This window comes from Rheinheimera sp. 1928-s (assembly GCF_029269265.1).
Classification (GTDB): domain Bacteria; phylum Pseudomonadota; class Gammaproteobacteria; order Enterobacterales; family Alteromonadaceae; genus Pararheinheimera.
On the sequence record NZ_JARIXP010000002.1, the window covers coordinates 536,114 to 559,513 of the forward strand.

Below are 23,400 nucleotides of genomic sequence, written 5' to 3' on the forward strand. Positions count from 1 at the left end.
GTGAAAACCCCTTTGTTTGATCATCTCAGATCCAGTAAAAACGCGGCTTAGCGCGAAGATCCTGATTTATGTGGGAAAAAGTGGAAGAAAAAAACCATAAAATAGTTTGAAATTTTTTATTTAGTTACGCATAACCCAATGATTCAGACTAACAGCCAGCCGCACGCGACCAAGCTGCTGTTACCAAAGCTGTGACAGGGATTTTTCCGGCTAAAGGATCTTAATAACTCTATGATTTTTAATAATATAAATTGGTATCTCGCGCAGAGACGTCAACAAAGGTAGTTATAAACGATAATAACTGCAAAAGCTTGTCGCTTTAAGAAGGAGGTGGAAAAAGCAGAGAAACAGACCACTAAACACAAGGCAATATCAATAAAACAACATCATGCAAGGTAAGCAAGCGCTCACAACAGACATTAAAAAAGCCCTGAGCACGAGAGCGCATTCAGGGCGAAACAGGGAGTTTAGCGACGGACCGCCGAAGCAGGTCGGGCTAACTGAAATATATCAGCAGCAACCCTGCTGTAACCTGAACCACCAATACGACTAATTAAATCCATTTTGTAAGGATCAGGCATGCCATTGGCATCCAGTAAAGCGGGGTTGATATAAATGGCCAGTACTTGTGCAAAAATCACTTCGCAGCTTGGGTTTTCCGGCGGATAAGGTTGTAACTTTGCCAGCCGGCATTCCAAAGCCACCGGAGCCAATGCCACCCGGGGCACCTTAATTTGGCTGGATGCGGCCTGTTCCAAGCGGGCCAGTTCAAATTCACTTTCATCAGCAGGCACAGCGGCCGCACTGATATTCATTTCATTCGCCAGTGCATGAGGTACCAGATTCACCACAAAATCATGAGTGGCTTCAATATTCAGGCTGGTATCTTTTCGACTGCCATCTGCTTTATGCTGAGTGGAGATCATCAAAGTAGGCGGCTGATCCGTCACCATCTGAAAAAAGCTAAAAGGCGCTAAATTCAGCACTCCCTCTGCGGACAAGCTCGATACCCAGGCAATAGGACGAGGGGTAATAGTGCTGGTTAACAGCTTATAGGCAGCTGAAGGGTCCAGTTGCTGCAGATCAATCCACATTAATAACTACTCCAAAAAGACAAAATGAAGCCCAAAATGGCAGCCCCAGCGATAACCCGCATTAATCCCTGCTTCGCCACAAACAAAGCCAGCGCAGCCAGTAGGGCAATAAGCACAGCTTGCCAGTCGATAGCGCCAGCAAAACCTGTAGGCCAGAGTACATGGTAGGCAAAAAACAACGCTAAATTGACGATAACCCCGACCACAGCAGCACTTATTGCCGTTAATGGCGCAGTCAGTTGCAACTTGCCTTGGGTAGATTCCACCAGCGGGCCGCCTGCAAGAATAAAAATAAAGGAAGGTAAAAAAGTAAACCAACTAACCAAAAGCGCAGCTGCCACCCCTGCAGTAAGCATTAAATCAGGCCCAAAACTGGCCTGTACATAAGCGCCAACAAAAGCGACAAAAACCACCACCATAATCAGCGGACCTGGTGTGGTTTCCCCTAAAGCCAGACCATCCATCATCTGCCCGGGTGTCAGCCAGCCAAATTTATCCACAGCACCCTGATAGACATAAGGCAAAACCGCATAAGCACCACCAAAAGTCAGCAGCGCCGCTTTGGTGAAAAACCAGCTCATTTGAGTCAGTTGATGCTGCCAGCCCAAACTTAGGGTTAATGCCAGCATAGGCACAATCCAAAGCGCTAAACCGCAAGCCACCACAACCACAAATCGGCTCCAGCGAAATAACGCATGGTCAGGAGTGGGCGTTGTCTCATCAATCAAGGCTGGGCCATAACTTTTTTGTGCAGCGCTGTGGTTGTCCTGTGAAAACACCGCAGGTGCAACTTTACTGCCGATAGAACCAATCAAAGCCGCGGACAGGACTATGAATGGGAAAGGCAGTTTGAAAGCAAAAATAGCCACAAAAGCGGCAACAGCTATAGCCCATAATAACGGATGTTTCATCACCCGCCCGCCGATACGCCAGGCGGCATGCAGCACTATGGCGGCGATGGCAGGTTTAATGCCATAAAACAAAGCTGCCACCCAAGGATGCTCGCCATACACCAGATATCCCCAAGACAGCAGCACCAGCAAAAGCAAAGACGGCAGAATAAACAACAACCCAGCCACCACACCGCCCACAGTGCGGTGCATCAGCCAGCCTAAATAAGTCGCTAATTGCTGCGCCTCAGGACCAGGCAGCAGCATGCAATAATTCAGCGCATGCAAAAACCGGCCTTCACTGATCCAACGGCGTTTTTCCACCAGCTCAGTATGCATCAGGGCAATCTGACCTGCAGGCCCACCAAAGCTGATACAACCCAGCTTTAGCCAAAACCAAAAGGCTTGCCAGAATGGGATAGCAGAAACAGAGGAATTTGTCGGAAGCATAAAAATCAGAACTAAAGAACACAGATAGCCAGACTAGCAAAACTTGCTCAGCGCTAGCTACCTTGTTGAAAAAGAAAGGTGTGAGTCGGCCCGTTAAGCCGGGTTCTGTCGTGGACAATCATTCCTCTAGGACGTACGTCACCGTACGCCTCAAGCAACCTACCCGCCCCCAACGCGGGCCGCGCCAAAGGGGGCCTATTTGGTCTTGCTCCGAGTGGAGTTTACCGTGCCACGAACTGTTACCAGCCGCGCGGTGCGCTCTTACCGCACCCTTTCACCCTTACCTGATCCCCTGCTTGCGCAAGGGCCATCGGCGGTTTGCTCTCTGTTGCACTAGTCGTCGGCTCGCGCCGCCCAGGCGTTACCTGGCACTCTGCCCTATGGAGCCCGGACTTTCCTCCCCCTGCTTGCGCAGGCAGCGATTGTCTGGGCCAACTCACGGCGCGCATTATACCCTTCTTCCCCGAAGCTGCAAGGTTGTTGACCAGACTCTATCTATTACCTTATGGACATCTGATAAAAGTCGCGGGCGGGGACAAGCCCGCGCCCCTACATCTCGCCCCAACTTAACCCCAGTTTATACAAAGCGTTTTTCTTTTCACCGTGAATTTCTGCAGTTAAAGCAGCCGCTTTTTTCAGTGGTAATTCGCTCATTAAGAGTTTTAAAGTTTGCTGAGCAGCAGGGTTAATCTCTTCTTCAGCAGCCACAGTAGGCGCTATCATCAGTACCATTTCGCCCTGACAGCGGGCTGGGTCTTCATCTAACCATGCTGTGATCTCTGCAGCTGTGCCATAGACAAAGTTTTCAAAGGTTTTGGTTAGCTCTTTTGCCAGCACCAATTCACGTTCAACGCCAAATACCTTCACTACATCTTCTAAACAGTCTTTGATACGACGTGCCGTTTCATAACAAATTAAAGTACCCACACCTTGTGGAATGGCGCTTAGCACGTTTTGGCGTTGCTGACTTTTCGCCGGTAAAAAGCCAATAAAGTGGAATTTATCTGTAGGTAAACCAGCACAGCACAATGCGCTTATCAAAGCACAAGGACCAGGGATTGGTACTACACGGACACCGGCGTCACGGCATAACCTTACCAGGCTGTAGCCCGGGTCGCTAATAAGCGGTGTGCCTGCATCTGAAATCAGCGCGACGTCTTCGCCCGCCTGCAATTTTTGCAATAAAGTGGCGGCACGTTGCTTTTCATTGTGATCATGCAGCGCCAGCATTTTGGCTGAAATACCTAAGTGGCTGAGCAACTTACCACTGTGTCTGGTATCTTCCGCTGCCACCCAGGCCACAGTGCTTAAGGTTTTAATAGCGCGCTGACTGATGTCGTCTAAATTACCTATGGGCGTGGCTACTATGTATAAATTTCCGCTTTGTGCAGTCATATGGCGCTTATTCCGTTGTACTTGAATTACTTTGGCTGGAATTCATTGAGCTTAGGCACGGCACTGAGTAAGATACCTGCATGTTTCCTTCATTGTACCTGTGCATTGTGAAATCCAGCAAACTGAAGCCACTTATTCTTTTGGGCAGCGCCATAGCGTTAGCCAGTTGTTCTTCCACACCAGAGCAGACTGCTCCGGTAAAACGTACTCCAGTAGTTCAGCCTGCCGCCGAGGCAGAAGATGACGTGGAAATAGTTAAAATCGAACGGCCTTTGTCCGGTGCTGACTTTATTGAACAAGCCAGCCAGCAACAAGGTTCAGAGCAACAATGGCAATTGCTTGAAGCGGCTAAAGCGCATTTGCAACAAGGTGAAATTGAACAGGCCTTAGCGATAAGCCGGGTGCTGGCGCAACAAGCCACTGCTGAAGTGCAACAAGCCAATTTGTTGCCTTTTTTTCAGGGCCTGATCGCAGCTGATGATCATGAAGATATTCAGAAATTCAGCAATCAGTATTCGGTAAACTCATTCAGAGCTACAGATAAAACTGCTTATTTACAAAGTCTGGCACAGTATCAAAGCAGCAGAAGAGAGCCGGAGAATGCGGTGAAAACCTATCTGCAGTTGCTGGCTTTGCAACCTGAACAAAGTTCGTATCAAAGTGCATTGTGGCAACAGCTGGGTATGCTGACGCCGGATCAATTACAAAATCTGAGCCAAAGCGGTGATAACAGCACGCAAGGCTGGGCTAAGTTATTGCAATTGCATCAACAGCATTTGGGCAACAGAGCCGCTTTAACTCAGGCGATTAGCGACTGGCAGCAGCAATACCCAAACCTGCCGTCTCTGCAGCAGTTACCAGATGAAATTCAGCAATTAAGTGCAGTAGATGCCTTTTCACCTAAAACTATTGCAGTCCTGCTGCCTTTTAGCAGCAACTTCCGCCAGCACGCCGAAGCTATTCAACAAGGTATTCTGGCCGCATCTACCAACCAGCAAGCCCGTTTAATTTTTATCGACAGCCAGACAGATACTGCAGCACTGCAGCAACAACTGGCGGCTGAACAAGTGGACTTTGTCATAGGGCCTTTGCTCAGAGAGCAAGTGGATGCCATTTCACAAAAAGCGGATTGGACCATTCCTACGCTGTTTTTAAATGGTAAAACCGATTTGGTGCAACAATCTGCCGATAAGTTTTATTTTTCCTTAAGTGTGGAAGATGAAGCGCACCAAATGGCGATGCTGTTTAAACAGAAAAACTATAAACAGCCTGTGCTAATGGCTTCCCGTAACCCGTTAAGTCAGCGTATGGCCGAACAATTCAGCCGTGACTGGAAACAAATAGCAGGTAAAGAACCTGAAACCTATTGGTTTGCCGATCAGGCTGGCATGGAAAGCACCATTAAGCAGTTACTGGAAACAGCAGCGAGCGAACAACGTATTCGTGATATCAGTAAACTTGCAGGTGAAAGTGTCAAAGCTGAACCTCATAGCCGTCAGGATATAGATGCTATTTATTTGCTGGCCGACCCGGCGCAAACCCGTTTGCTGAAACCTTATATCGATGTGTCTGTAGCGCCAACCAAGGTGACTTTGCCGGTTTACGCCAGTTCACGCAGTCATCAGAAATCTGCAGAGTTTACTGACCGCCGCGACCTGCAAGGTTTAACTTTTACCGAAATGCCCTGGATGCTCAGCACAGGTCAGCAACAAGAGTTTCGCCAGCAATTTGAGCAGCTGTTTCCACAACAGGATGAAACCCTGCAACGTTTATTTGCCATGGGTTACGACGCCTACCACTTAGTGTACCGTTTAAAGCAGCAGCAACAATTTCCTGCTCTGCGTTATCAGGGCTTAACGGGCAATCTGGCCTTGTCGACAGGCGGACAGGTTCAGCGACAGTTAACCTGGGGCAAATACAGTAAGGATGGTTTGCTGACCCCACGGACGCCTTAAATGAGCAAAAGCACAGGGCAGTTTTATGAACAACAAGCCTTAGTGTTTTTAGAGCAACAAGGCTTACAGTTGGTGCAGCAAAACTACAGTTGTCGCTTTGGTGAAATTGATTTAGTGATGCGAGAACAACAGACGCTGGTTTTTGTTGAAGTAAAATTCAGACGCAGCACCCACTTTGGTGGTGCAGCAGCAGCCGTCACTTCAGCCAAACAGCAAAAGTTGAGCCGCACTGCTTTATGTTATTTACAAAGTACTGGCCAGCAGCATTGTCGCTTTGATGTAGTGGCCATTACCGAACAGCCAGCAGACATTTGCTGGATTAAAAACGCTTTTGCAGGAACAGCTAACTAATGCAAGACCATATCAGGCAACTTTTTACTGAAAATATACAAACCATGATAGCGACAGGCGAAGCTTTGTCTGCGCCTATCGAAAACGCCGCCGTCAGTCTGGTGAACTGCCTGATCAATGGCGGCAAAGTGATTTGTTGTGGTGAAGGTGCGTCTGCAGCTTTAGCCACGCATTTTGCTCAGCTGTTGTTGGATCAGTTTGAAGCAGAACGGCCTTGTTTACCGGCTTTTGCCTTGTTAACTAATAATTCCAGCTTACAACCTGGTAATCAGGAGAACCCTGATCATTTAGCCAGGCAGGTCAGGGCTTTAGGCCAGGCCGGTGATGTGCTGGTGGCTATTTCAATGACAGGTGAAGAACACAATCTGATCAAAGCTGTTGAAGCCGCCTTAACCAAAGATATGACAGTAGTAGCTTTCACTGTAGATAACAGTGGGGAATTGTCTGGTTTGCTGGGCAATCAGGATACTGAATTGAAGGTGCCGGCACACAGACCGGCCCGGGTGTTTGAGTGTTATACCTTTTTACTGCATGCGTTATGCGAACTTATCGACATAACTCTGTTTCCGCAACAAGGAGATCTCTGATGTTGAATAAAATAATGCTGGTGTTACTAACGAGCTGGTTATTACAAGGTTGTGCTGCTGCAGTATTAGCAGGCGGAGCTACAGCCGTTAAATCAGCAGGCGATCCACGCACCCTGGGCAGCCAGATTGACGATAAAAGTATTCAAATCAAAGTAAGCCGCTTACTGAGTGAAAACGCGGAGACCAAGGACAAAGGCAATATCAATATGACCAGTTACAATGGCATAGTGCTGTTAACAGGTCAGGTTCCCAATGAACGTGTACGTGAAGTGGCAGCCGAGATATCCAGAGTAGACGGTGTGAAAGACGTGCATAACCAGCTGCGTGTTGGCAGCGAAATCAGCTTTGGTACAGGCAGCAAAGACAGCTGGCTCACCACCCGTATTAAAAGCAAGTTTTTGGCTGATAAAAACGTCAGTGGTTTAAATATCAAAGTCGTGACTGAAAACGGTGAAGTGTTTTTAATGGGTTTAGTCAGTCAGCAAGAAGCGGACAGAGCAGTCAACTTAGCACGTAACGTCGACGGCGTAGCTCGTGTTATAAAAGCTTTTGAATACAAAGACTAAATAAATGGGGGGTGAATCCCCCCCATTTGAAACTTAAACTTTAAAGCGTCTGACCAAATCCATCAAACGTGACGCCATACCTGCCAATTCCTGACTGGCGGCATTGGTCTGATTGGCACCTGCAGAAGTTTGCACAGCCAAATCTTTAATAGCCACCAGACTTCGGTCTACATCACGGGCCACGTGCGCCTGCTCCTCTGATGCAGTAGCAATCAACAGATTACGTTCGTTGATATGGCTGATAGAACTGCAAATTTGCTCAAAAGCTAAACCCGCTTTATTGGCCATATCGACTGTATTGTCAGCCAAACCTGTGCTGGCTTCGATAGAGTGTACAGCTTTCGCAGTGCCCTGACGGATTTGACTAATCAGTTGTTCAATTTCCTGAGTTGAGTTTTGAGTACGATGTGCCAAAGCCCTTACTTCATCAGCCACAACTGCAAAGCCGCGACCTGCATCTCCTGCTCTGGCAGCTTCTATCGCCGCATTTAATGCCAGTAAATTTGTCTGCTCTGCAACGGCCCGGATCACATCCAGCACTGTGCCTATATTGCCAGCCTGAACTGCCAGTTCCTGCACCAGTACAGCTGAGGTTTTCATTTCTGTTGCCATATTACGGGTCTGAGCAATGGTTTGCTTCATCTCGTCAAGGCTGCGACTTGCCAGTTCATTCGAGGCTTTGGAGGCGTCAGAAGTGGACAACGCATTTTGCGCTACATCCTCCACCGCAACAGTCATTTCATTGACTGCAGTAGCTGCCTGTTGCAACTCGGCACTTTGTAAATCCAGCCCTTCGGTACTTTGTGACGTGACTATACTCAGTTCCTCAGCCGCTGAGGCAAGCTGAGTGGCAGTATTATTGATCTGGCTGATGGTGTCTTTTTGACTCTGCTGCAAAAACTGTAAGCCGGAAAACAGCACGCCTATTTCGTTGGTACTTTCCACGACAATCTGGCTGCTTAAATCGCCCTGCGCCATGCGCTGGAAATGCACACCGGCCAGTTCAAGCTGCTGGATCAACATAGTTTTGACCAGATACCAGCTCATCACTAATGCAATCAGTGACAAAGCCAGAAACACAGCACAAAGCACTGCAGTCGCTCTGTAACGCTCCGACGCTACATGCATCAAATCATTGTTTACCCTGTTCGCTTTTTCAACAAACTGAGCAACCAACTCCTGAGCTTTTGCGTTGGCGTCTCTGGCTTCAAGATTCGCCACCACATAACTTTCGCTGGTGCCGGTTTGCAATTCTTTTGCTGTTTTTTCAACACCCTCAAAATAGATAGTGAAGATGGCTTGCATTTGCCTGACCAGCTCTTTGTTTTCTCCTTTCAAACCTAACTCGGCGAAGGCATTAAACTTTTCAATCGCTTCTTTCAGAAACTTTTCGGCCCGCTGCGCGCTGACCTGAGCTTTGTCATTTTGCCCCCCTTCTTTTTCAATAAAACCACCGGCTAACGCCAGCCTGCTGCGCAACAACAAGCCATACACATCGCTGATAGGGTTAACCTGCAATGCTGAAAGTTCATATAAATCAACCATGCCTTTTTCGCTGGCCTTTGCACTGTTCCAGGAGTAAAAACTCAGGACCACCAGACCAGCACTGAACATCAGCAGAATAGATAAGATAATAGTTTTTAACGACATATTTTTGAGCATTTTGGACCCCATGGCTATGAGTAATACAGTTTCACGCAAAGCGTTTTTGCAGTGTAAAACCTCGCAGTAAGGCGCTGAGCACGGTAACAAACTGAACAGGAGTGCTGTTAACGTCTTGGAAATATAGGACACAGAATCAGACTGTTGAAATTTTATTCCACTTATTCCTCTGGTTTATTGAAAAAAACTGCAAAACTTTGACGTAGTTCGTTTTATCCGCTAGAACCCTATAAAGCTATTCACTTTTACAGGTAACAGGGTAATTTATAAATTTTTTTGATTCAGGCCGCATCAGACCTGCCTCACCTATAAAAACAAAGTGATTTGGAGACGAATTGTGAACATAAAACATTACAGTGCTATTAGTTGTTTATTGCTGCTCAGTCACAATACCCAGGCTTTTGAATGGGATGTTTATGGCAAGCTTGATCTCCAGGCTTTATATGTTGATGAAGGCTTGTATCGCTACTCAGATCAAGGCCTACAACTTGAAGCTCCTTTTACCCGGCTTGGATTTAAAGCCAGCCAGGATCTAACCGACAACCTGAAACTGATTATGGTGTACGAATGGCAGGTCAATGGCCTGGATGACGCCAACAAAGATCACAGACTCGGTAGTCGTAATACTTATATTGGTGTAGCGGGTGGCTGGGGTGAGCTGGTTTTTGGTAAAAATGATACTCGCTTTAAGAAGTCCGAAGGCAAAGTTGATTTATTTAATGAAACCTTGAATGACATAGGGCAATTAACAGCGGGTCAGGACCGACTGGAAAACGTCATTGGCTATCAGAGTCCTGTGATCAATGGCTTTCAGTGGTCTGCCACTTACCAGACAGGAGTCAGTGATGAAATCGCGGGTGGTTATGACTGGACCCTGAGTTATGGTGATGCCAGCTTCAAAAACTATCCTTATTACATTGCCTATAGCCAGACACATGAACTCAACAATCTGGATGCCCAGCGAGTTCTGATCAATGGCAAAATTGCCGAATTGAATAATGGTAAATTGTCTGCAGGTTTATTATTGCAGCGCACTGAACACGTCACCCGCAATGTTGAAGGGGATGCAATTATGGCGCAACTGGCTTATCAGCTTGAAGCCATGACTTATAAACTGCAGTGGCAACGTGATGACAGCAAACTACGTCATCCCGAGACAGGCACTTTGGTCAGCGCGGGTTTAGACTTCGCCTGGAACAAAGATCTGACGGTCTACACCATGATATCAGCCCTTGATTTTGAATCGGAAAACGATAGTTCTGCCGCTTTAGGCTTTAAGTATCATTTTTAAAAGCTGTTTGCTCCCCAATTAAAAAAAGCATGTTTGACCAGCGCCAAACATGCTTTTTTGTTAGTCATCACATAGAAAAAAATCAGAAGTACAACTGTTATTCCAGAGACAATTCTGTTGCCAGCGGCAAGGTAAAATAAAAACAAGCGCCTCCGGAATTGGCGCGCTGATAACCAATATCTCCCCGCATGGCTTTAATCAGATCTTTACAAATAGCCAGGCCAAGTCCGGTACCTGCCACTTGCCTGCGATCCGAAGAATCAGCCTGAGAAAACTTCTCAAATAATCTGGGTTCAAAGCTTTCAGAAACACCAGGCCCCTGATCAATGACAGAGACTCTGACTGTTTTGGCAGACAACTCCATAGTCACCTGCACCGAAGCGCCTGCAGGTGAATGCCGAATCGCATTAGCCAGTAAATTGGCCATGACTTGCTGCACTCTGACTTCGTCCACTTCCACCCACAAATCATCCTGCTCAGCAGACAACAACTCCAGTTCGACCTGGCGCTGAAAGGCAACTGGCTGGTTCAAATCTATAGCTTGCCTGAGTAATGCAGCCAAAGGCCAGAGCCTTAACTTAAACTGCATTTTGTTGACCGCAAGTTTTTCGATATCCAGCAAGTCGTTGATAAGTTTGCCTAATCGTTGACTGTTTTGCTGTGCCAGAGTCAGCATATGCAGCTGCTTGTCATTCAGCTCCCCCAAAGCGCCACCTACAGCCAAACCTAAAGCCCCACTGATAGCAGTCAAAGGGGTGCGCAATTCGTGGCTGACGGTGGAGACAAAATCGTTTTTTAACTGTTCTACTTTTTTTCGCTCCGAAATATCACGAATAAGCCAGACATAACGGGGTTTTCCGTGATGTTCGGTGCTGTTACGCGATAAATCCATAGCGAAAACCTCACCGCTGTAACGTAGCCCCTGCAATTCCACAGCTGCACCTTCGCCCGGACTGAGAGTTGCCAATACCCCGGCTTGTCCAGGCGCTAACAGCATACTAAAAGGTTGCCCTGTTAGTTGCAGAGGTAAATAACCAAACACAGTGCTGACAGCGCTGTTGACCCTGTCTATGGTGCCATCCAGATCAGTGGTCACTATGACATCCAGTACACTGTTCATAATTCGGCGAGAGTACATTTCATTGTCTTGTAAGGCATCGGCGAATAAAGCACTGCGCCGGTATGAGTGCAGTAACCAGGCCAGCATCAGACAAAACACGATGGACAGTGATGCCCCTGTTAAACGCCATTGCCACAAGCCCCAACCTGTGGCTTCATCCATAAAGCGCACCGCAATTTGCCATTGTGCGCCTTTGATATTTAAATCCAGGATCAGCGCTTCTTCACTGAATAAATCCGAATAACCAAACAACGCCTGACCAGAGCCAGCGTTTTTTTCCCGGATCCCCACCTGAACCTGATAACTGTTGGCTTGCTGTAGCAGCATCTGATTAAAAGCAGATAAATCCAACACTGTACTGATAATGCCCCAGTAACTGCCATCGTTCAGAAATAACGGCAGTCGGTACACATAACCATCCCCGCCCTGAACAAGAGCTACAGGGCCAACTAATCTGGGTTCTTTGGCGTCTATTAGTTGTTTAATGTCAGGCCATTGTTGTGGCAAATTCTGGTAGTTCAGGCCTAAAGCTCTTTCATTGCCCTGCACCGGATAAATCAGGGTTAACACATTACCAGGAGCTAAACCTATATTGCGGATGTGTTTGCCCTGCTCCAGCAAACTTTGCAGCAAAAATAACATTTCTTTCTCGGCCAGTTTGCCGTCACTGGCCCGGATATGAGAGGCCAAACCAAGGCTCATATACAGCGATGTATTTAATTCAGATTCGACAAAAGAACGGAGTTGGCCTGATAAGCCAACTAATTGCTGCAGCGCCTGATTTTGCCGCTGTTCCACCAGTTGCCGGGCCTGATACTCGGTAATAATGGCGGCAAAACACAAACAAAAAAGTGGCACCACCCATTGCCATGGCAGCAGCCAGTGAGATTGTTGTTTTAATGCGTTGCTCTGTTCCATGGTTCGTAACCTGTTGAACATCTTCTGTTATCGTCAGTGACTATAACCCATACAGCAACTATTACTCTATGCCTCAATCACAGAGAACAACAGAATAAAAGTTTAGCCTGCTGTGCTGAGTATCCCGCAGAGCCGTGTTAAACTGCCCCGCCCTGACGGCATGACACTGCATCAGTAGAGGAGAGCGCTGTGACTGAATTAATTCTGCAAACCCCGGACGACTGGCACTTACATTTTCGCGATGGCGATATGCTGAAAGAAACTGTGGCAGCCACTGCCCGTTGTTTTAAGCGCGCTATTGTGATGCCAAATCTTGTTCCTCCTGTAACCAATGCCTCTGAAGCCTTAGCTTACAAAGAACGCATTCTGGCCGCACGCCCAGCAGGCAGCAGTTTTGAACCTCTGATGGTGTTGTATTTAACGGACAAAACCTCMGCCGAAGACATTAAAGCCGCCAAAGCCGCAGGTGTAGTGGCAGCTAAATTGTATCCGGCAGGCGCGACTACCAACTCTCACTCTGGTGTCAGCAGTTTAAGTAAACTTTATCCTGTGCTGGAAGTGATGGCAGAACAACAAATGTTGCTGTTGGTACACGGTGAAGTGACCGACAGCCATATCGATATTTTTGACCGTGAAAAAGTCTTTATCGATCAGCATTTAACTCAGTTGATAAACACCATTCCTGGCTTAAAAGTGGTGTTTGAACATATCACCACAGCGGACGCTGTTGAATTTGTCAAAGCCGCACCAGATCGTGTAGCTGCTACTATTACGCCTCAGCATTTATTACTGAACCGCAACGATATGTTAGTGGGTGGTGTGCGCCCGCATAACTACTGCCTGCCGGTACTCAAACGCCGCACGCATCAGGAAGCCTTGCGCGCTGTGGTGGCCAGCGGCAATAAAAAGTTTTTCTTAGGCACAGACTCAGCCCCACACGCCAAACACCGTAAAGAAGCAGCTTGTGGCTGCGCCGGTTGTTACAGCGCCTGGAGTGCCATTGAGTTGTATGCCCAAGTATTTGAAGACTTAGGTTGCTTAGACAAATTAGAAGGTTTCGCCAGCCACTACGGCCCGGACTTCTACAACCTGCCACGCAACAGCGGCACCATCACCTTAGTGAAACAAGACTGGACAGTACCAGCGGAGATCACTTTACCTGATGGCAGCCCTATAGTGCCGTTTTTCGCTGAACAGCAATTAAGCTGGCAGTTGAAACAAGGTTTATAAGTTTACCAAGGGGCCAGTTTGGCCCCTTTTTTGTGCTTTTATTTCGCAGAGCAATGCTGGTAACAACCGGGCTCTCGTGGACAGTGATTACCGCGCGAACAAATCAGCTGAGCAGGTTTATCTAAACTGCGGGCCACCCAGTTAATATTCAGAATATTAGACACTGTAGTTAAGGTAGAGCGAATAGCTTTAGGCACCACAGCTGAGCCGCCCTGACTGCGACACAACTGCTTTAACTCCTGCGCCATAGTTTCTACATCCATACCCTGAGCTTCGATAGCTGGATTTAAATCAATACCTGCACAAAGCACATGAGCATTGCCTGCTAAATCAGAGACTTTAGTCGACTCACAACAATAAATCCGTGGTTGGCCCTGCACATCCAAAATAGACAATTGCGCTGAATGCGCCGACTCAGCCGCTTCAAACATGCGAAATACCGCCCAGTGCTGACAAGGGTCTTCCACTTGGCGCATATTGCCCCAGGGCAAAGGAATACCATTCCCCCTATACACAGCCTTTAATTTACCCGGTGTATAAGCATCAAAATAATGCCAATGACTGTAAGGCGACACAGCCGTCATACGGCGCATAGCAACAGAGGCCGACACACCAGCTAAATGATGTGAACTGATTTCATAACCTTGTTTATCCAGCAACTGGCGAAACGGCATTTTAGGACACAATAAAGCACCGGCAAAAAAGCTTGATTCAAAGTCACGCCAGGCATGCAAAATATCCTGAGGTGCTACGGCGCTATCGTCCGTCGGCACAGATTCAAAAGCACCACCCACCATCATGCCGCTTTTCACGCCATCTTTGTTATGCAGCACAGCATGGCCAATATGTACCGCCAACTCGTACTTCAGCCGGGTGGGCCATTGCTGCAACAGCTTGTTTAAATGCAAAGTCGCAGGAGGTAAAAAATACGACGTCGGCACGTTTTTCGACAATACACCCAGTTCATCCAGTACTTCTTTTGGCGTTTGTTCAAACCAGCAAAGCTTCAAACCAAGCTGCTGTAAGATTTGCATTAAATCTTCTACCGACAAGGGCATACGCTTCAGGCCCACTTCTTCAGCAGCCCTTTCCAGCTCGGGGAAGTGGTTTTGATGATGCTCCTGATGCGCCCGGATCAGCAACTGGGCAAACTGGCGACCACTGATGCCGGTTTGGGATAACATCTCAGGAATGGCAATTTGCAGAATATCATTGGAAAACAAAAAGCCTGGCTCCAGCGCCATACCAGACACACCACCTCTACTGCCTTTTTGCGGAGTAATATCCAGTTGCTGTTCTTCACCATCCAGAAACCATTCGACTTCTTTTTGAAACACTTCGGCAATTACCTGCAACATATCCAGGCTAGGCACCCGTTTTCCGCGCTCAATCATTGACAAATAAGACACAGAAGGCGCGTATTCAGAGTTCACTCTGATGCAACGGGTCGACAAGTCTTCCATAGTTAAGTTATTGCGCTTTCTAAGGTTTCTGATCTTAGTACCAAGGAAATGCGACTTTCTGAGTAAACTTTTATTGGCTGTCATTTTGTAAAATTCACACTGTGAAGTTTTTATTGTGAAATTATTCAGAAAACTAACATAGACTAAATATCAAGCAACATCAATGCTGCTTTACTGGCCCTACAGCCTTAAGAACTTATTAAAAGCAACACACAACAGGACTGAAATCATGAACATGACAGCAACCCAAAACTCACACCAGGACCATGATATCCGGGAAGAGATCAGCTATATCGCCGGGCTGAACCAGAGTTATGTCCGTCAGATCATGGATTACTCCAAAGCTTTCCTTGATAAAGTTTTTCCACTGGACCGCGGCTCACATAAAGATGTTTGCAGTTATGTGGTGTATTACCAGCATGTATTGGCCTATTTTGCCGATGGCAGCAACAGTGGTTTAAGAACTCCGGCGCAGTTTGTCGCTTTTGGCGGCCATCCGGAGCAGCCACAGTCGCTGTTATTAAAGGATGGCGAACGCCATGTCGAATTATTGTTTTGCCACAAAGGAGCGCATGGCTCCCTGGATAAAGCAGGTATTGAAGATATTCAGTTGCAGCTGACAGGCGAGCAGACGGGCTGGTTCAGTATGATCCGCGGTAATGCTCAATCTCAGCCTTGTATAGCCAGTACACAAAATAGTCCATGCTTTCGTGCAAAAGATGGTGGCGATTACCGCTTAAATTAGTTATAACTAACACAGTTGATTTTTTATACTCTTGGTAACAGAAAGTACGAGTATATAAATTTTGCCTAACCTAATAAAAATTAGGGGCAAAACGAATAAAAACAACAGGGGACGATAGACGTCGACGGGGAGAAAAAGGCCAGCAAATTGCTGGCCTTTTTTATGTCCATGGAAGGACGGTATGTCGAAAATGCAGGAGCATATTTTCGACGATGTCCATGGAAGGACGGTATGGCTGTCGATATATTGAGGAAAAAGCAGATAATATTCATGGTTTGTAAAACTCAATATATTCCCCTCTTCGCCACAATATGGATAGTACGATACCGAAAGGAATTATCACGAACATAGCTACGTTTTTGACTAAGGGAACGTCTTTATACATATAAAAGAAAATAGCGCATGGGACAATGAGCGCGGACGAGACTTTATATAAGCGATCGTAATTCGTTCTATAGACTAATGAAGCGTGACATTCCGGACAATTAAAATGTTGCCCGTTAACCCTGGAAATTGGGGCGTTGGCTTTAGAAATAGGTAACTTCCATCCACATGATGGGCAATGTCGACTTTTTTTCACGCTCTATTCCTTTTTAAAGTGCAAACAACCCGAATTTTTGCCTATTAACCCTCACTGCTCAAAATTAGGAAACTTTTGGTCGCGCTTTTTCACGAACCAACACACGATGGAATTAAAGCTAGCAACAGAAATTTCCGTTCATCACGTAGAATTCGGATAGCAATCTACGTTTTTACCAATTCCCAATTTTCAAGCTTATAAACTTGTGGTGATTGAATTGTATGCCAAATAAAATCCATTAGGTTAAGCCTAAGCCTTTCTCTCTGTGGAATGGACACAGCTGACAGCGCCTTTTAAGGCACTGTCAGCCTACTGTGACATTCAGTATTTCCACTAGAACTGATAGGTCATACTCAAAGTCACTGAACGCGGCAGAATATAACGGCCGTTTGGTGAACTTGGGTTGCGTGGATCACCTTCAGTTAAACCTTGTTTATCTGTCAGGTTATCTACCGATAACTGAGTTTTTAACTGCTCTGTTAACTCCAGTTGCACACCCAGATCTACTTTGGTGTAACCAGGTAAAGTGACTGTATTCTCATTGTCGGAGTAACGGTCAGAGACTGCAGACAAAGTGCCGTACACAGAAGCGAAGGTATCTTCAAAGGCTTCAAAACCATAACTTGGCGTTAACCGCACTTGCCATTTAGGCTGACGCTGCGCTCTGTTGCCTTCGTTGGTTGGACTTTCGGTGATTTCCGTTTTTTGCAGCGTTGAGTTCAGATTCAGTGAAAAACCCACGCTGGTGAAGTAGTTAAAGTCCAGCTCTACCCCATAAGCTCTGTTGGTCATCACTTCAGCTGGATCGCCCGGACGACGAACAAAAGTGTCGCCTTCCACTTCGTTATAAAAAGAGGTAGCGTAAAAGCTATAATTTTGTTCAGCCCATTTATAACCCAACTCAAACTGAGTCACTTCTTTAATCAGATTTTCACCGCTGCTAAAAGCCGCGTAGTTGTCACGGAAATCATCAAAAAATGGCATTTTATTGCCTTTGTTAACACGGGCAAATACACCCATGTTTTTCTGCCACATCCAGTTCACACCGGCGGTCCAGGCAATTTTACTTTCGTCATAACTGACCGCTTTGCTGACCTGGCCCGTTAAACCTTCATCGACAGTGTAGTCAATAGTGTGGTTTTCGTTACGCAAGCCCAGATCCACTGTCCATTGTTCGTTTAATGCAACTTCCACTGCAGCATATAAAGCCCTTGTGGTGCCATCGCCGGCGGCATCAATATCATAGTTCCAGCTGCAACTGTCCTGATTGTCGTTACAGTTGATGCCAGTTAAAGCTTCACCACCAGATTCCACTACATGCCAGGCCTGATTACCGATAGACCACCACTCATTGACAGAAAATGCGGTGCTATACACACCTACAGTGTATTTGGCGCTATCGGCAGTTTTTGTGACAGCTAAATCGTTGGTGAAGGAATCCAGTTCTTTTTCCACCACCCAGCGTCCCATCTGTTGCACCATGGTATCGCCATCATACAAAGTGCCAGTGGTTGCACCGGTCGCGTTGATGCCATTATCTGCCACTGTGCTTAACGCCACAGCGCCCGCTTCCGGCACTAAACCTAAAGTATTGGCATCGCCCTGGGTATAGTTAAAGCGATACAACAGTTTCCAGTCATCGTTTAAATCCAGATCCACGGTACCGCCTGATACCGAGCCTTTCCAGCCACGGCCATCACCCAAATCAACACTGCGGCTTTCACCGTTCGGGCCAAATTGAATGGTTGCTTGCCTGTTGTTTGGGCCAATTTGAGTATAGGTATTGTCTACACCAGCTACATTTAATGGCGTTGGCAGATACCAAACACCGTGATCATCAGTCTGACGGGTATAGAAGTTGATACTGCCGTTGTCTAAATCTTTGGTGATATTCAGCGTAAACTGATGGCCTTCTTCTGAGTTAAAGCCCGCATCCCGAATACCTTGTGAGCTGCTGATATAACCGCCCATCATAAAATACAAATCATCCGCCAATTCGCCGCTGATTAATGCATCCACACGCTGCAGACCATAATCAGCAGTAGATACTTTGACTAAACCCTCAGTTTCTTCTGAGCCTTCTTTTAAAATAAAGTTGGTGGTTAACCCCGGCTGACCATTAGAAATCACCGGCGTTGAACCACCACGCAGCGCTTCCATAAAGTCAACAGTTTCATCCAGGCGGAACATTGAAGAGTTTTCTAAAAAGGACAAAGTTGGAGGTGGGAAAATTGGTACCCCTTGCATTTGTACTGTTAAAAATGGCGCATCACCACCACCAGGAAAACCACGGACAAAAACGTTAGCCCCAGCCACACCACCTGAACTTTCAGACCAGACACCTGGCACCAGGGTAAATAATTCAGCCGTGCTTTTTGGATTCATTTTTTCGATATTTTCAGCCGACACATTGGTAATGGCATAGCTGGCATCTACACGTAAACCGGCAATACCGCTGGCCTTACCTGTAATAACTATTTGTTCAATCTGACTTTCTTCTGCTGGTTTTTTTGCTGCTGCAACTTTTTGAGTGTCTTCGCTTTGCTGCTGAGCCTGTAACAAAGTGACTGGCAGTAAAGTAACAAGCATGGCTGACGCCAGCTTAGTGAGCCGTAAATTCATCTGATCTCTCCCCGTTGTCTTGGATTACGCAGCTATGACGCTAGTGTATTTATTGCTGCTTAAATAAACATAATCCATACTGCAATCGATTGCAATAACGAAACCACAACTTTTGCAATCGTTTGCAAAAACATTATGTGTTAGGGTTTCCTTATCTCTTATACGATGGGTAAAGCAGACCTAAATTGAACTCGATCTGATTACGTGCTTTTGTCATAATCAGCGAGGTTGGCAGGGGTTACTGCGGTTGAATATGGAAAATCAGTTGTGAATTCAGGTAAAAAAATGATGACGCTGGCCGACATTGCAGCACTGGCTGAAGTGTCTGAATCTACTGCATCCAGGGCGTTACGCGACAATCCTGTGGTAAACAAAGAAACCCGCTTAAAAGTGCAGCAAATCGCTCAGCAGTACCAGTTTAATGTCAACCCAACAGCACGTAGTTTGCGTACACAAAAAAGCTACACCATAGCCGTAATCATCTTGTTTGATGCCAAAAGCCAGCAAGCTATTTCCGACCCATTTTTGCTGGAAATTTTAGGTGTGATAGCAGATGAGTTAACCCACAAAGGTTATGACATGCTGCTCAGTACCAGCAAAACCAAAGATAAAGACTGGAAAACCTATTACATAGACGCCAAAAGAGCCGATGGTTTAATCATCATAGGCCAGGGCGAACACGACCAGCGTATTGAACAACTGTCGCATAGCAAAGTTCCTTTTGTGGTCTGGGGCGCCAGTTCTGGTCATGACAGCTTTACCGTCGTAGGCAGTCAAAATCGCAGCGGTGCTGAAGCAGCGGTCAGTCATTTGGTCGCTCAAGGCTGCAAACACATCGCCTTCCTCGGTGATTACCGTCATAACGAAATTGAACAACGTTATCTGGGTTATCAGGATGCGTTGCAAAAAGCTGGTCTTGCTTTGAATGCGGATTACGAACTCATTACCGACTTTACCGCTCAGGATGGTTATTTAAAAACCCAGCAACAATTGTTCCCGCTGCTGCCAGAGCTGGATGGTATTTTTGCTGCCAGCGACGCCATAGCTTTAGGCGCGATGAAAGCCCTGCAAGAGCATGGAGTACAAGTGCCACAACAACTGGCTATTGCAGGTTTTGACGATATTGCAATGTCTGCCTATTGCTCACCAGCACTCACCACAGTGAAACAAGACACCATCAATGGTGGGAAATTGCTGGTGTCTAAGTTATTGCAGCAAATGGACGGCGAACAGGCAGAATCTGAGCTCTTACCTGTGCGTTTATTAACCCGTCAAAGTTCTGCTCGCGACAGGCGCGTATAACCTTATTCCAATATCAGATAGGGGACCGCGGTCTCATTAGACGGGCGGGTGCAAGACCCGCCCCTACAGTTTCCATTGCCTTATCACATTGTCAGCAACCTGGTTAATAAGCGCTGATCAATAGCAGAAACCGCAGGAATCACCAGATCAGCCTGAGTTAAAGCTTGCTCCTCACCAATACCCAAAGCGTACATGCCAGCTGCTTTAATAGCCGTCACACCGGCTGGCGCATCCTCCACGCCAATACAACGCTCTGGCGCTACGCCCAGAGCCTGAGCGCAGGTTAAAAAGATCTCCGGATCGGGTTTGCCGTTCTGAATAAAATTCGAGTCGGCCACATAATCAAATAAATCCGGAATACCCAGCTTTTGTAGCACCAAAGCAGCATTCTTACTGGCCGAAGCCAAAGCTGTTTTAATGCCAGCGGCTTTTAAACTGCTAAAAAGTGGCAATACACCTGGAAATAAATCAGCAGATGACATGCTTTCCACCAGCTTTAAATATTGTGTATTTTTTTGCGCAGCCAGTTTGAGCTTTTCATCCTGACTGAGTTGCACCTTGCCCAGCTGCAGAATAAGCTCCAGCGAACCCATGCGATCCACGCCCTTTAACAATTCATTGTCTTCACGGCTAAAGTTGATGCCCAGTTGCGTTGCCAATTGTTGCCAGGCTAAAAAGTGGTATTCAGCTGTGTCGGTCAGCACACCATCCAAATCAAAAATAAAGGCATGGATCATAACTGAACTCCTGATAAAACTCCCGACAACGAAAACAACTGGCTTTGGCCTGCGGTTAAACTAAAAGACTCAGCCTGATGCTGCAAAGTTAAATCTGCACCGCTTAGCAACTGATAACCTGCTTGGGTTTGACTGATCTGTACCTGCAGCACCCGGCCGCGGTAATTGAGTTTAAATTTCAGCTCCGGCCAGGCCGCAGGCAACTTAGGTTCAAAATACAAGCCTTCAGGGCGGCTGCGCATACCTGCAAAACCACAGACCACAGACAACCAACTGCCGGCCATACAGGCAATATGTACACCGTATTCGGTGTTGTGATGGTAGTTATCCAAATCCATCCGCGCTGTGTTGGCAAAAAACTGATAAGCGCGTTCCGTCTGGCCAGTTTCAGCAAAAGCCACAGAATGAATGCAGCTGCTTAAGCTGGAATCATGAGTGGTTAACGGCTCGTAATAGGCCAGATTGCGGGCTTTTAAATCACGATCAAATTGCTGATCAAGCAAATACATCGCCAGCACTAAATCGGCTTGTTTTAATACCTGATGGCGGTATATCACCAGCGGGTGAAAGTGCAGCAACAGTGGATATTTGTCTGCTGGTGTGGCGGCAAAATCCCATGGCTTTTTGTTTAAAAAGCTGTCGTCCTGCGCACTGATTTGTAATTTGTCGTCATAAGGTAAATACATTAGCTCTGCGGCTTGTTGCCAGCTTTGTATTTCCTCTGGCGTTACACCTAGCTTCAAACAAAAACTCTGATAAAACTCAGGGGTTTGGGTAGCCAGCTTTGCCAAAACTTCAGCGGTAAAACTCAAATGCAGCTGCGCCATGGCGTTGGTGTAAAAGTTATTATTCACCAAAGCCGTGTATTCATCAGGCCCAGTCACCAGGTGAATTTCAAAGCGGCCGCTTTGCTGGCTGAAAAAGCCCAGTTGCAGCCATAAACGTGCAGTTTCCACCAGCATTTCAGCACCGGCTTGTTGCATAAAAACCCAGTCGTCTGTTGCCAATACGTAGCTGCGAATGGCATAAGCTATGGCAGCATTAATATGGTACTGGGCTGTGCCCGCCGGAAAATAAGCTGAACATTCATCACCGCTGATGGTGCGCCATGGATACAAAGCGCCTTTATCGTGCGACATTTGCCGTGCTCTGTTTTTGGCTTGATCCAACTGACTAAAACGCTGCAATAACAACTGACGGGCAGTGTCTGGCTGACAGAAACTTAATGTGGGGATCACATAAATTTCTGTATCCCAGAAATAATGACCATCATAACCAGGCCCGGTCAGTCCTTTAGCGCCAATATTGCTGACACCATTACGCCCTGCCGACTGCACCAGACTAAATAAGTTAAAACGTAACCCTTGCTGCAGCGCCGGGTCGTCACTGATTTGTATATCCGACTGCAACCAGAAGTCAGCCAAATACTGCTGTTGCTCAGCTGCTAATACGGCAAAGCCATCTGCTGCAGCTTGCTGCAAAACTTTTTTAGCCGCAGGCAAAGGAGTTTCAGCTTGTTTAGATGCCACCTGATAACTGATGTATTTGCAGAATGTGACGGCCTGACCTTGCCGTAAAGTCAGTTCAAAGAGTTGCGCCAACAGATTGGCTTCCGCTTGCTGGTCGATAAACAGCACATCACCAGCAAACTGATGCTGAATAGCAGACACCAGCTGAAAATCAGCACCATGCACCTGATGCAGCAAATAACTGCAGTCAGATTTATCTTTAATGCCCTGTTGCGCCACAGGCTTCAGGCTGGTTTCCAGCGCCATATCTCCCACTCGTGGATCGTCTGGCTTAAAGACTGATTTGTACTGACCATTCAGGCAGGAATTTAATAACACGGTACCAGAGAAGTTGATCGCTGTGATGGTCCATTCAATCGCCATCAGTTCAGGGCGCTGAAAACTAACTAAACGTCGGCTTTGAAGTTTCAGCTGTTTGCCGGAAGGGCTGGTAAATAACTGCTCACGACTCAAGATACCAGTGCGTAAATCTAAGCAACGTTCACCTGGTTGCTCTGCCGACACCGCCAGCCATTGTCCGTCGATTGAAAGTTGCAGGCTTTTGCCATCCGGCACCTGCAGCATTTTGTCGTTGTTTTTGGCAAAACCATAAGCCGACTCACCATAAACTATAGGTTCAGAACTGTAGACACCGTTTAAGTAACTACCTTCACAGCTGGCGCCTGCGCTGCAACCTTCTTCGTAGGTGCCACGGCTGCCAATAAAACCATTAGCCAGACTGAATAAAGTCTCTTTTAACATCAGCTGTTGTGGATCAAACTGCTGATCCACAAGCCGCCACTCATCAATTTCAAGGGCATGGTTCAGGCTTTGGCTGGTTACTGCGGATAGAGTCACTGTGGTTACCTACACATCATTTAAATTGGTTGTTATTTCTCATAATACAAGTATTGCAATCGATTGCAATAGCTGT

General features: G+C 46.8%; 17 protein-coding genes and 1 other RNA gene. 8 read left to right on the forward strand and 10 right to left on the reverse strand.

Translation table 11 applies throughout. The features are described from left to right. Window positions 1-467: 467 nt before the first annotated feature. From P3C17_RS07285 to rsmI, 4 genes are all read right to left on the reverse strand, one after another. Complete coding sequence (locus P3C17_RS07285; protein WP_300928785.1) at window positions 468-1,094, reverse strand: flavin reductase family protein; 627 nt, start codon at window positions 1,092-1,094, stop codon at window positions 468-470. Beyond that, the gene (chrA, locus tag P3C17_RS07290; RefSeq protein WP_300928786.1) at window positions 1,094-2,434 is read right to left on the reverse strand and encodes a chromate efflux transporter; all 1,341 of its coding nucleotides are present in this window, start codon (window positions 2,432-2,434) and stop codon (window positions 1,094-1,096) included. Before chrA ends, P3C17_RS07285 begins: the two co-directional genes overlap by 1 nt. Before the next feature lie 78 nt (window positions 2,435-2,512). Then, window positions 2,513-2,872, reverse strand: an RNA gene (gene rnpB, locus P3C17_RS07295) — RNase P RNA component class A. A gap of 111 nt (window positions 2,873-2,983) precedes the next feature. Continuing rightward, window positions 2,984-3,829, reverse strand: coding sequence for a 16S rRNA (cytidine(1402)-2'-O)-methyltransferase (gene rsmI, locus P3C17_RS07300; RefSeq protein ID WP_300928787.1), 846 nt, complete (start codon window positions 3,827-3,829; stop codon window positions 2,984-2,986). A gap of 80 nt (window positions 3,830-3,909) precedes the next feature. Between rsmI and P3C17_RS07305 the strand changes: the two genes are divergently transcribed. From P3C17_RS07305 to dolP, 4 genes are read left to right on the forward strand one after another with little or no spacing between them, the layout of a single operon-like run. Next, the gene (locus P3C17_RS07305) at window positions 3,910-5,784 is read left to right on the forward strand and encodes a penicillin-binding protein activator (RefSeq protein WP_300928788.1); all 1,875 of its coding nucleotides are present in this window, start codon (window positions 3,910-3,912) and stop codon (window positions 5,782-5,784) included. Then, the gene (locus P3C17_RS07310) at window positions 5,785-6,135 is read left to right on the forward strand and encodes a YraN family protein (protein ID WP_300928789.1); all 351 of its coding nucleotides are present in this window, start codon (window positions 5,785-5,787) and stop codon (window positions 6,133-6,135) included. Further along, window positions 6,135-6,722: an SIS domain-containing protein gene (locus tag P3C17_RS07315; protein WP_300928790.1), complete on the forward strand. Its 588-nt coding sequence runs from the start codon at window positions 6,135-6,137 to the stop codon at window positions 6,720-6,722. The genes P3C17_RS07310 and P3C17_RS07315 overlap by 1 nt, the downstream gene beginning before the upstream one ends. Then, window positions 6,722-7,288, forward strand: coding sequence for a division/outer membrane stress-associated lipid-binding lipoprotein (dolP, locus tag P3C17_RS07320; RefSeq protein ID WP_300928791.1), 567 nt, complete (start codon window positions 6,722-6,724; stop codon window positions 7,286-7,288). The genes P3C17_RS07315 and dolP overlap by 1 nt, the downstream gene beginning before the upstream one ends. A 33-nt stretch (window positions 7,289-7,321) precedes the next feature. Here dolP and P3C17_RS07325 read toward each other — a convergent pair whose 3' ends face one another. Next, a complete protein-coding gene (locus tag P3C17_RS07325) occupies window positions 7,322-8,950 on the reverse strand; it encodes a methyl-accepting chemotaxis protein (RefSeq protein ID WP_300928792.1) in 1,629 nt (542 codons plus the stop codon). 337 nt (window positions 8,951-9,287) lie between these two features. Between P3C17_RS07325 and P3C17_RS07330 the strand changes: the two genes are divergently transcribed. After that, window positions 9,288-10,241, forward strand: coding sequence for a porin (locus P3C17_RS07330; RefSeq protein ID WP_300928793.1), 954 nt, complete (start codon window positions 9,288-9,290; stop codon window positions 10,239-10,241). 97 nt (window positions 10,242-10,338) lie between these two features. Here the strand turns inward: P3C17_RS07330 and P3C17_RS07335 are convergent, their stop codons facing one another. Beyond that, window positions 10,339-12,279, reverse strand: a complete 1,941-nt coding sequence (locus P3C17_RS07335) for an ATP-binding protein (RefSeq protein WP_300928794.1) — start codon at window positions 12,277-12,279, stop codon at window positions 10,339-10,341. A gap of 189 nt (window positions 12,280-12,468) precedes the next feature. Here P3C17_RS07335 and pyrC point away from each other — a divergent pair, with 189 nt between their 5' ends. Next, window positions 12,469-13,509, forward strand: a complete 1,041-nt coding sequence (gene pyrC / locus P3C17_RS07340) for a dihydroorotase (RefSeq protein WP_300928795.1) — start codon at window positions 12,469-12,471, stop codon at window positions 13,507-13,509. Window positions 13,510-13,547: 38 nt separating this feature from the next. On the opposite strand, the gene P3C17_RS07345 is transcribed toward pyrC, so the two are convergent. Then, window positions 13,548-15,056, reverse strand: coding sequence for a DUF3612 domain-containing protein (locus tag P3C17_RS07345; protein WP_300928796.1), 1,509 nt, complete (start codon window positions 15,054-15,056; stop codon window positions 13,548-13,550). A gap of 145 nt (window positions 15,057-15,201) precedes the next feature. Here P3C17_RS07345 and P3C17_RS07350 point away from each other — a divergent pair, with 145 nt between their 5' ends. Then, window positions 15,202-15,717, forward strand: coding sequence for a malate synthase (locus P3C17_RS07350; RefSeq protein ID WP_300928797.1), 516 nt, complete (start codon window positions 15,202-15,204; stop codon window positions 15,715-15,717). 913 nt (window positions 15,718-16,630) lie between these two features. On the opposite strand, the gene P3C17_RS07355 is transcribed toward P3C17_RS07350, so the two are convergent. Next, window positions 16,631-18,919, reverse strand: coding sequence for a TonB-dependent receptor (locus tag P3C17_RS07355; RefSeq protein ID WP_300928798.1), 2,289 nt, complete (start codon window positions 18,917-18,919; stop codon window positions 16,631-16,633). 267 nt (window positions 18,920-19,186) lie between these two features. On the opposite strand from P3C17_RS07355, the gene P3C17_RS07360 reads away from it, so the two are divergent. Continuing rightward, complete coding sequence (locus P3C17_RS07360; RefSeq protein ID WP_300928799.1) at window positions 19,187-20,221, forward strand: LacI family DNA-binding transcriptional regulator; 1,035 nt, start codon at window positions 19,187-19,189, stop codon at window positions 20,219-20,221. An 83-nt stretch (window positions 20,222-20,304) separates the two neighbouring features. Here the strand turns inward: P3C17_RS07360 and pgmB are convergent, their stop codons facing one another. Both pgmB and P3C17_RS07370 read right to left on the reverse strand, forming a co-directional pair. Then, window positions 20,305-20,958 (reverse strand): beta-phosphoglucomutase, encoded by a 654-nt coding sequence (pgmB, locus tag P3C17_RS07365; protein ID WP_300928800.1) that lies wholly within the window; start codon window positions 20,956-20,958, stop codon window positions 20,305-20,307. Further along, on the reverse strand, window positions 20,955-23,324 hold the full coding sequence (locus tag P3C17_RS07370; protein ID WP_300928801.1) for a glycosyl hydrolase family 65 protein: 2,370 nt from the start codon (window positions 23,322-23,324) through the stop codon (window positions 20,955-20,957). Before P3C17_RS07370 ends, pgmB begins: the two co-directional genes overlap by 4 nt. Window positions 23,325-23,400: the final 76 nt, after the last annotated feature.

Coding starts and splice junctions, on each gene's coding strand:
- P3C17_RS07285 (WP_300928785.1), bottom strand. CDS start 1,094: ATGTGGATTGATCTGCAGCAACTGGACCCTTCAGCTGCCTATAAGCTG.
- chrA (WP_300928786.1), bottom strand. CDS start 2,434: ATGCTTCCGACAAATTCCTCTGTTTCTGCTATCCCATTCTGGCAAGCC.
- rsmI (WP_300928787.1), bottom strand. CDS start 3,829: ATGACTGCACAAAGCGGAAATTTATACATAGTAGCCACGCCCATAGGT.
- P3C17_RS07305 (WP_300928788.1), top strand. CDS start 3,910: ATGTTTCCTTCATTGTACCTGTGCATTGTGAAATCCAGCAAACTGAAG.
- P3C17_RS07310 (WP_300928789.1), top strand. CDS start 5,785: ATGAGCAAAAGCACAGGGCAGTTTTATGAACAACAAGCCTTAGTGTTT.
- P3C17_RS07315 (WP_300928790.1), top strand. CDS start 6,135: ATGCAAGACCATATCAGGCAACTTTTTACTGAAAATATACAAACCATG.
- dolP (WP_300928791.1), top strand. CDS start 6,722: ATGTTGAATAAAATAATGCTGGTGTTACTAACGAGCTGGTTATTACAA.
- P3C17_RS07325 (WP_300928792.1), bottom strand. CDS start 8,950: ATGCTCAAAAATATGTCGTTAAAAACTATTATCTTATCTATTCTGCTG.
- P3C17_RS07335 (WP_300928794.1), bottom strand. CDS start 12,279: ATGGAACAGAGCAACGCATTAAAACAACAATCTCACTGGCTGCTGCCA.
- P3C17_RS07345 (WP_300928796.1), bottom strand. CDS start 15,056: ATGACAGCCAATAAAAGTTTACTCAGAAAGTCGCATTTCCTTGGTACT.
- P3C17_RS07350 (WP_300928797.1), top strand. CDS start 15,202: ATGAACATGACAGCAACCCAAAACTCACACCAGGACCATGATATCCGG.
- P3C17_RS07355 (WP_300928798.1), bottom strand. CDS start 18,919: ATGAATTTACGGCTCACTAAGCTGGCGTCAGCCATGCTTGTTACTTTA.
- pgmB (WP_300928800.1), bottom strand. CDS start 20,958: ATGATCCATGCCTTTATTTTTGATTTGGATGGTGTGCTGACCGACACA.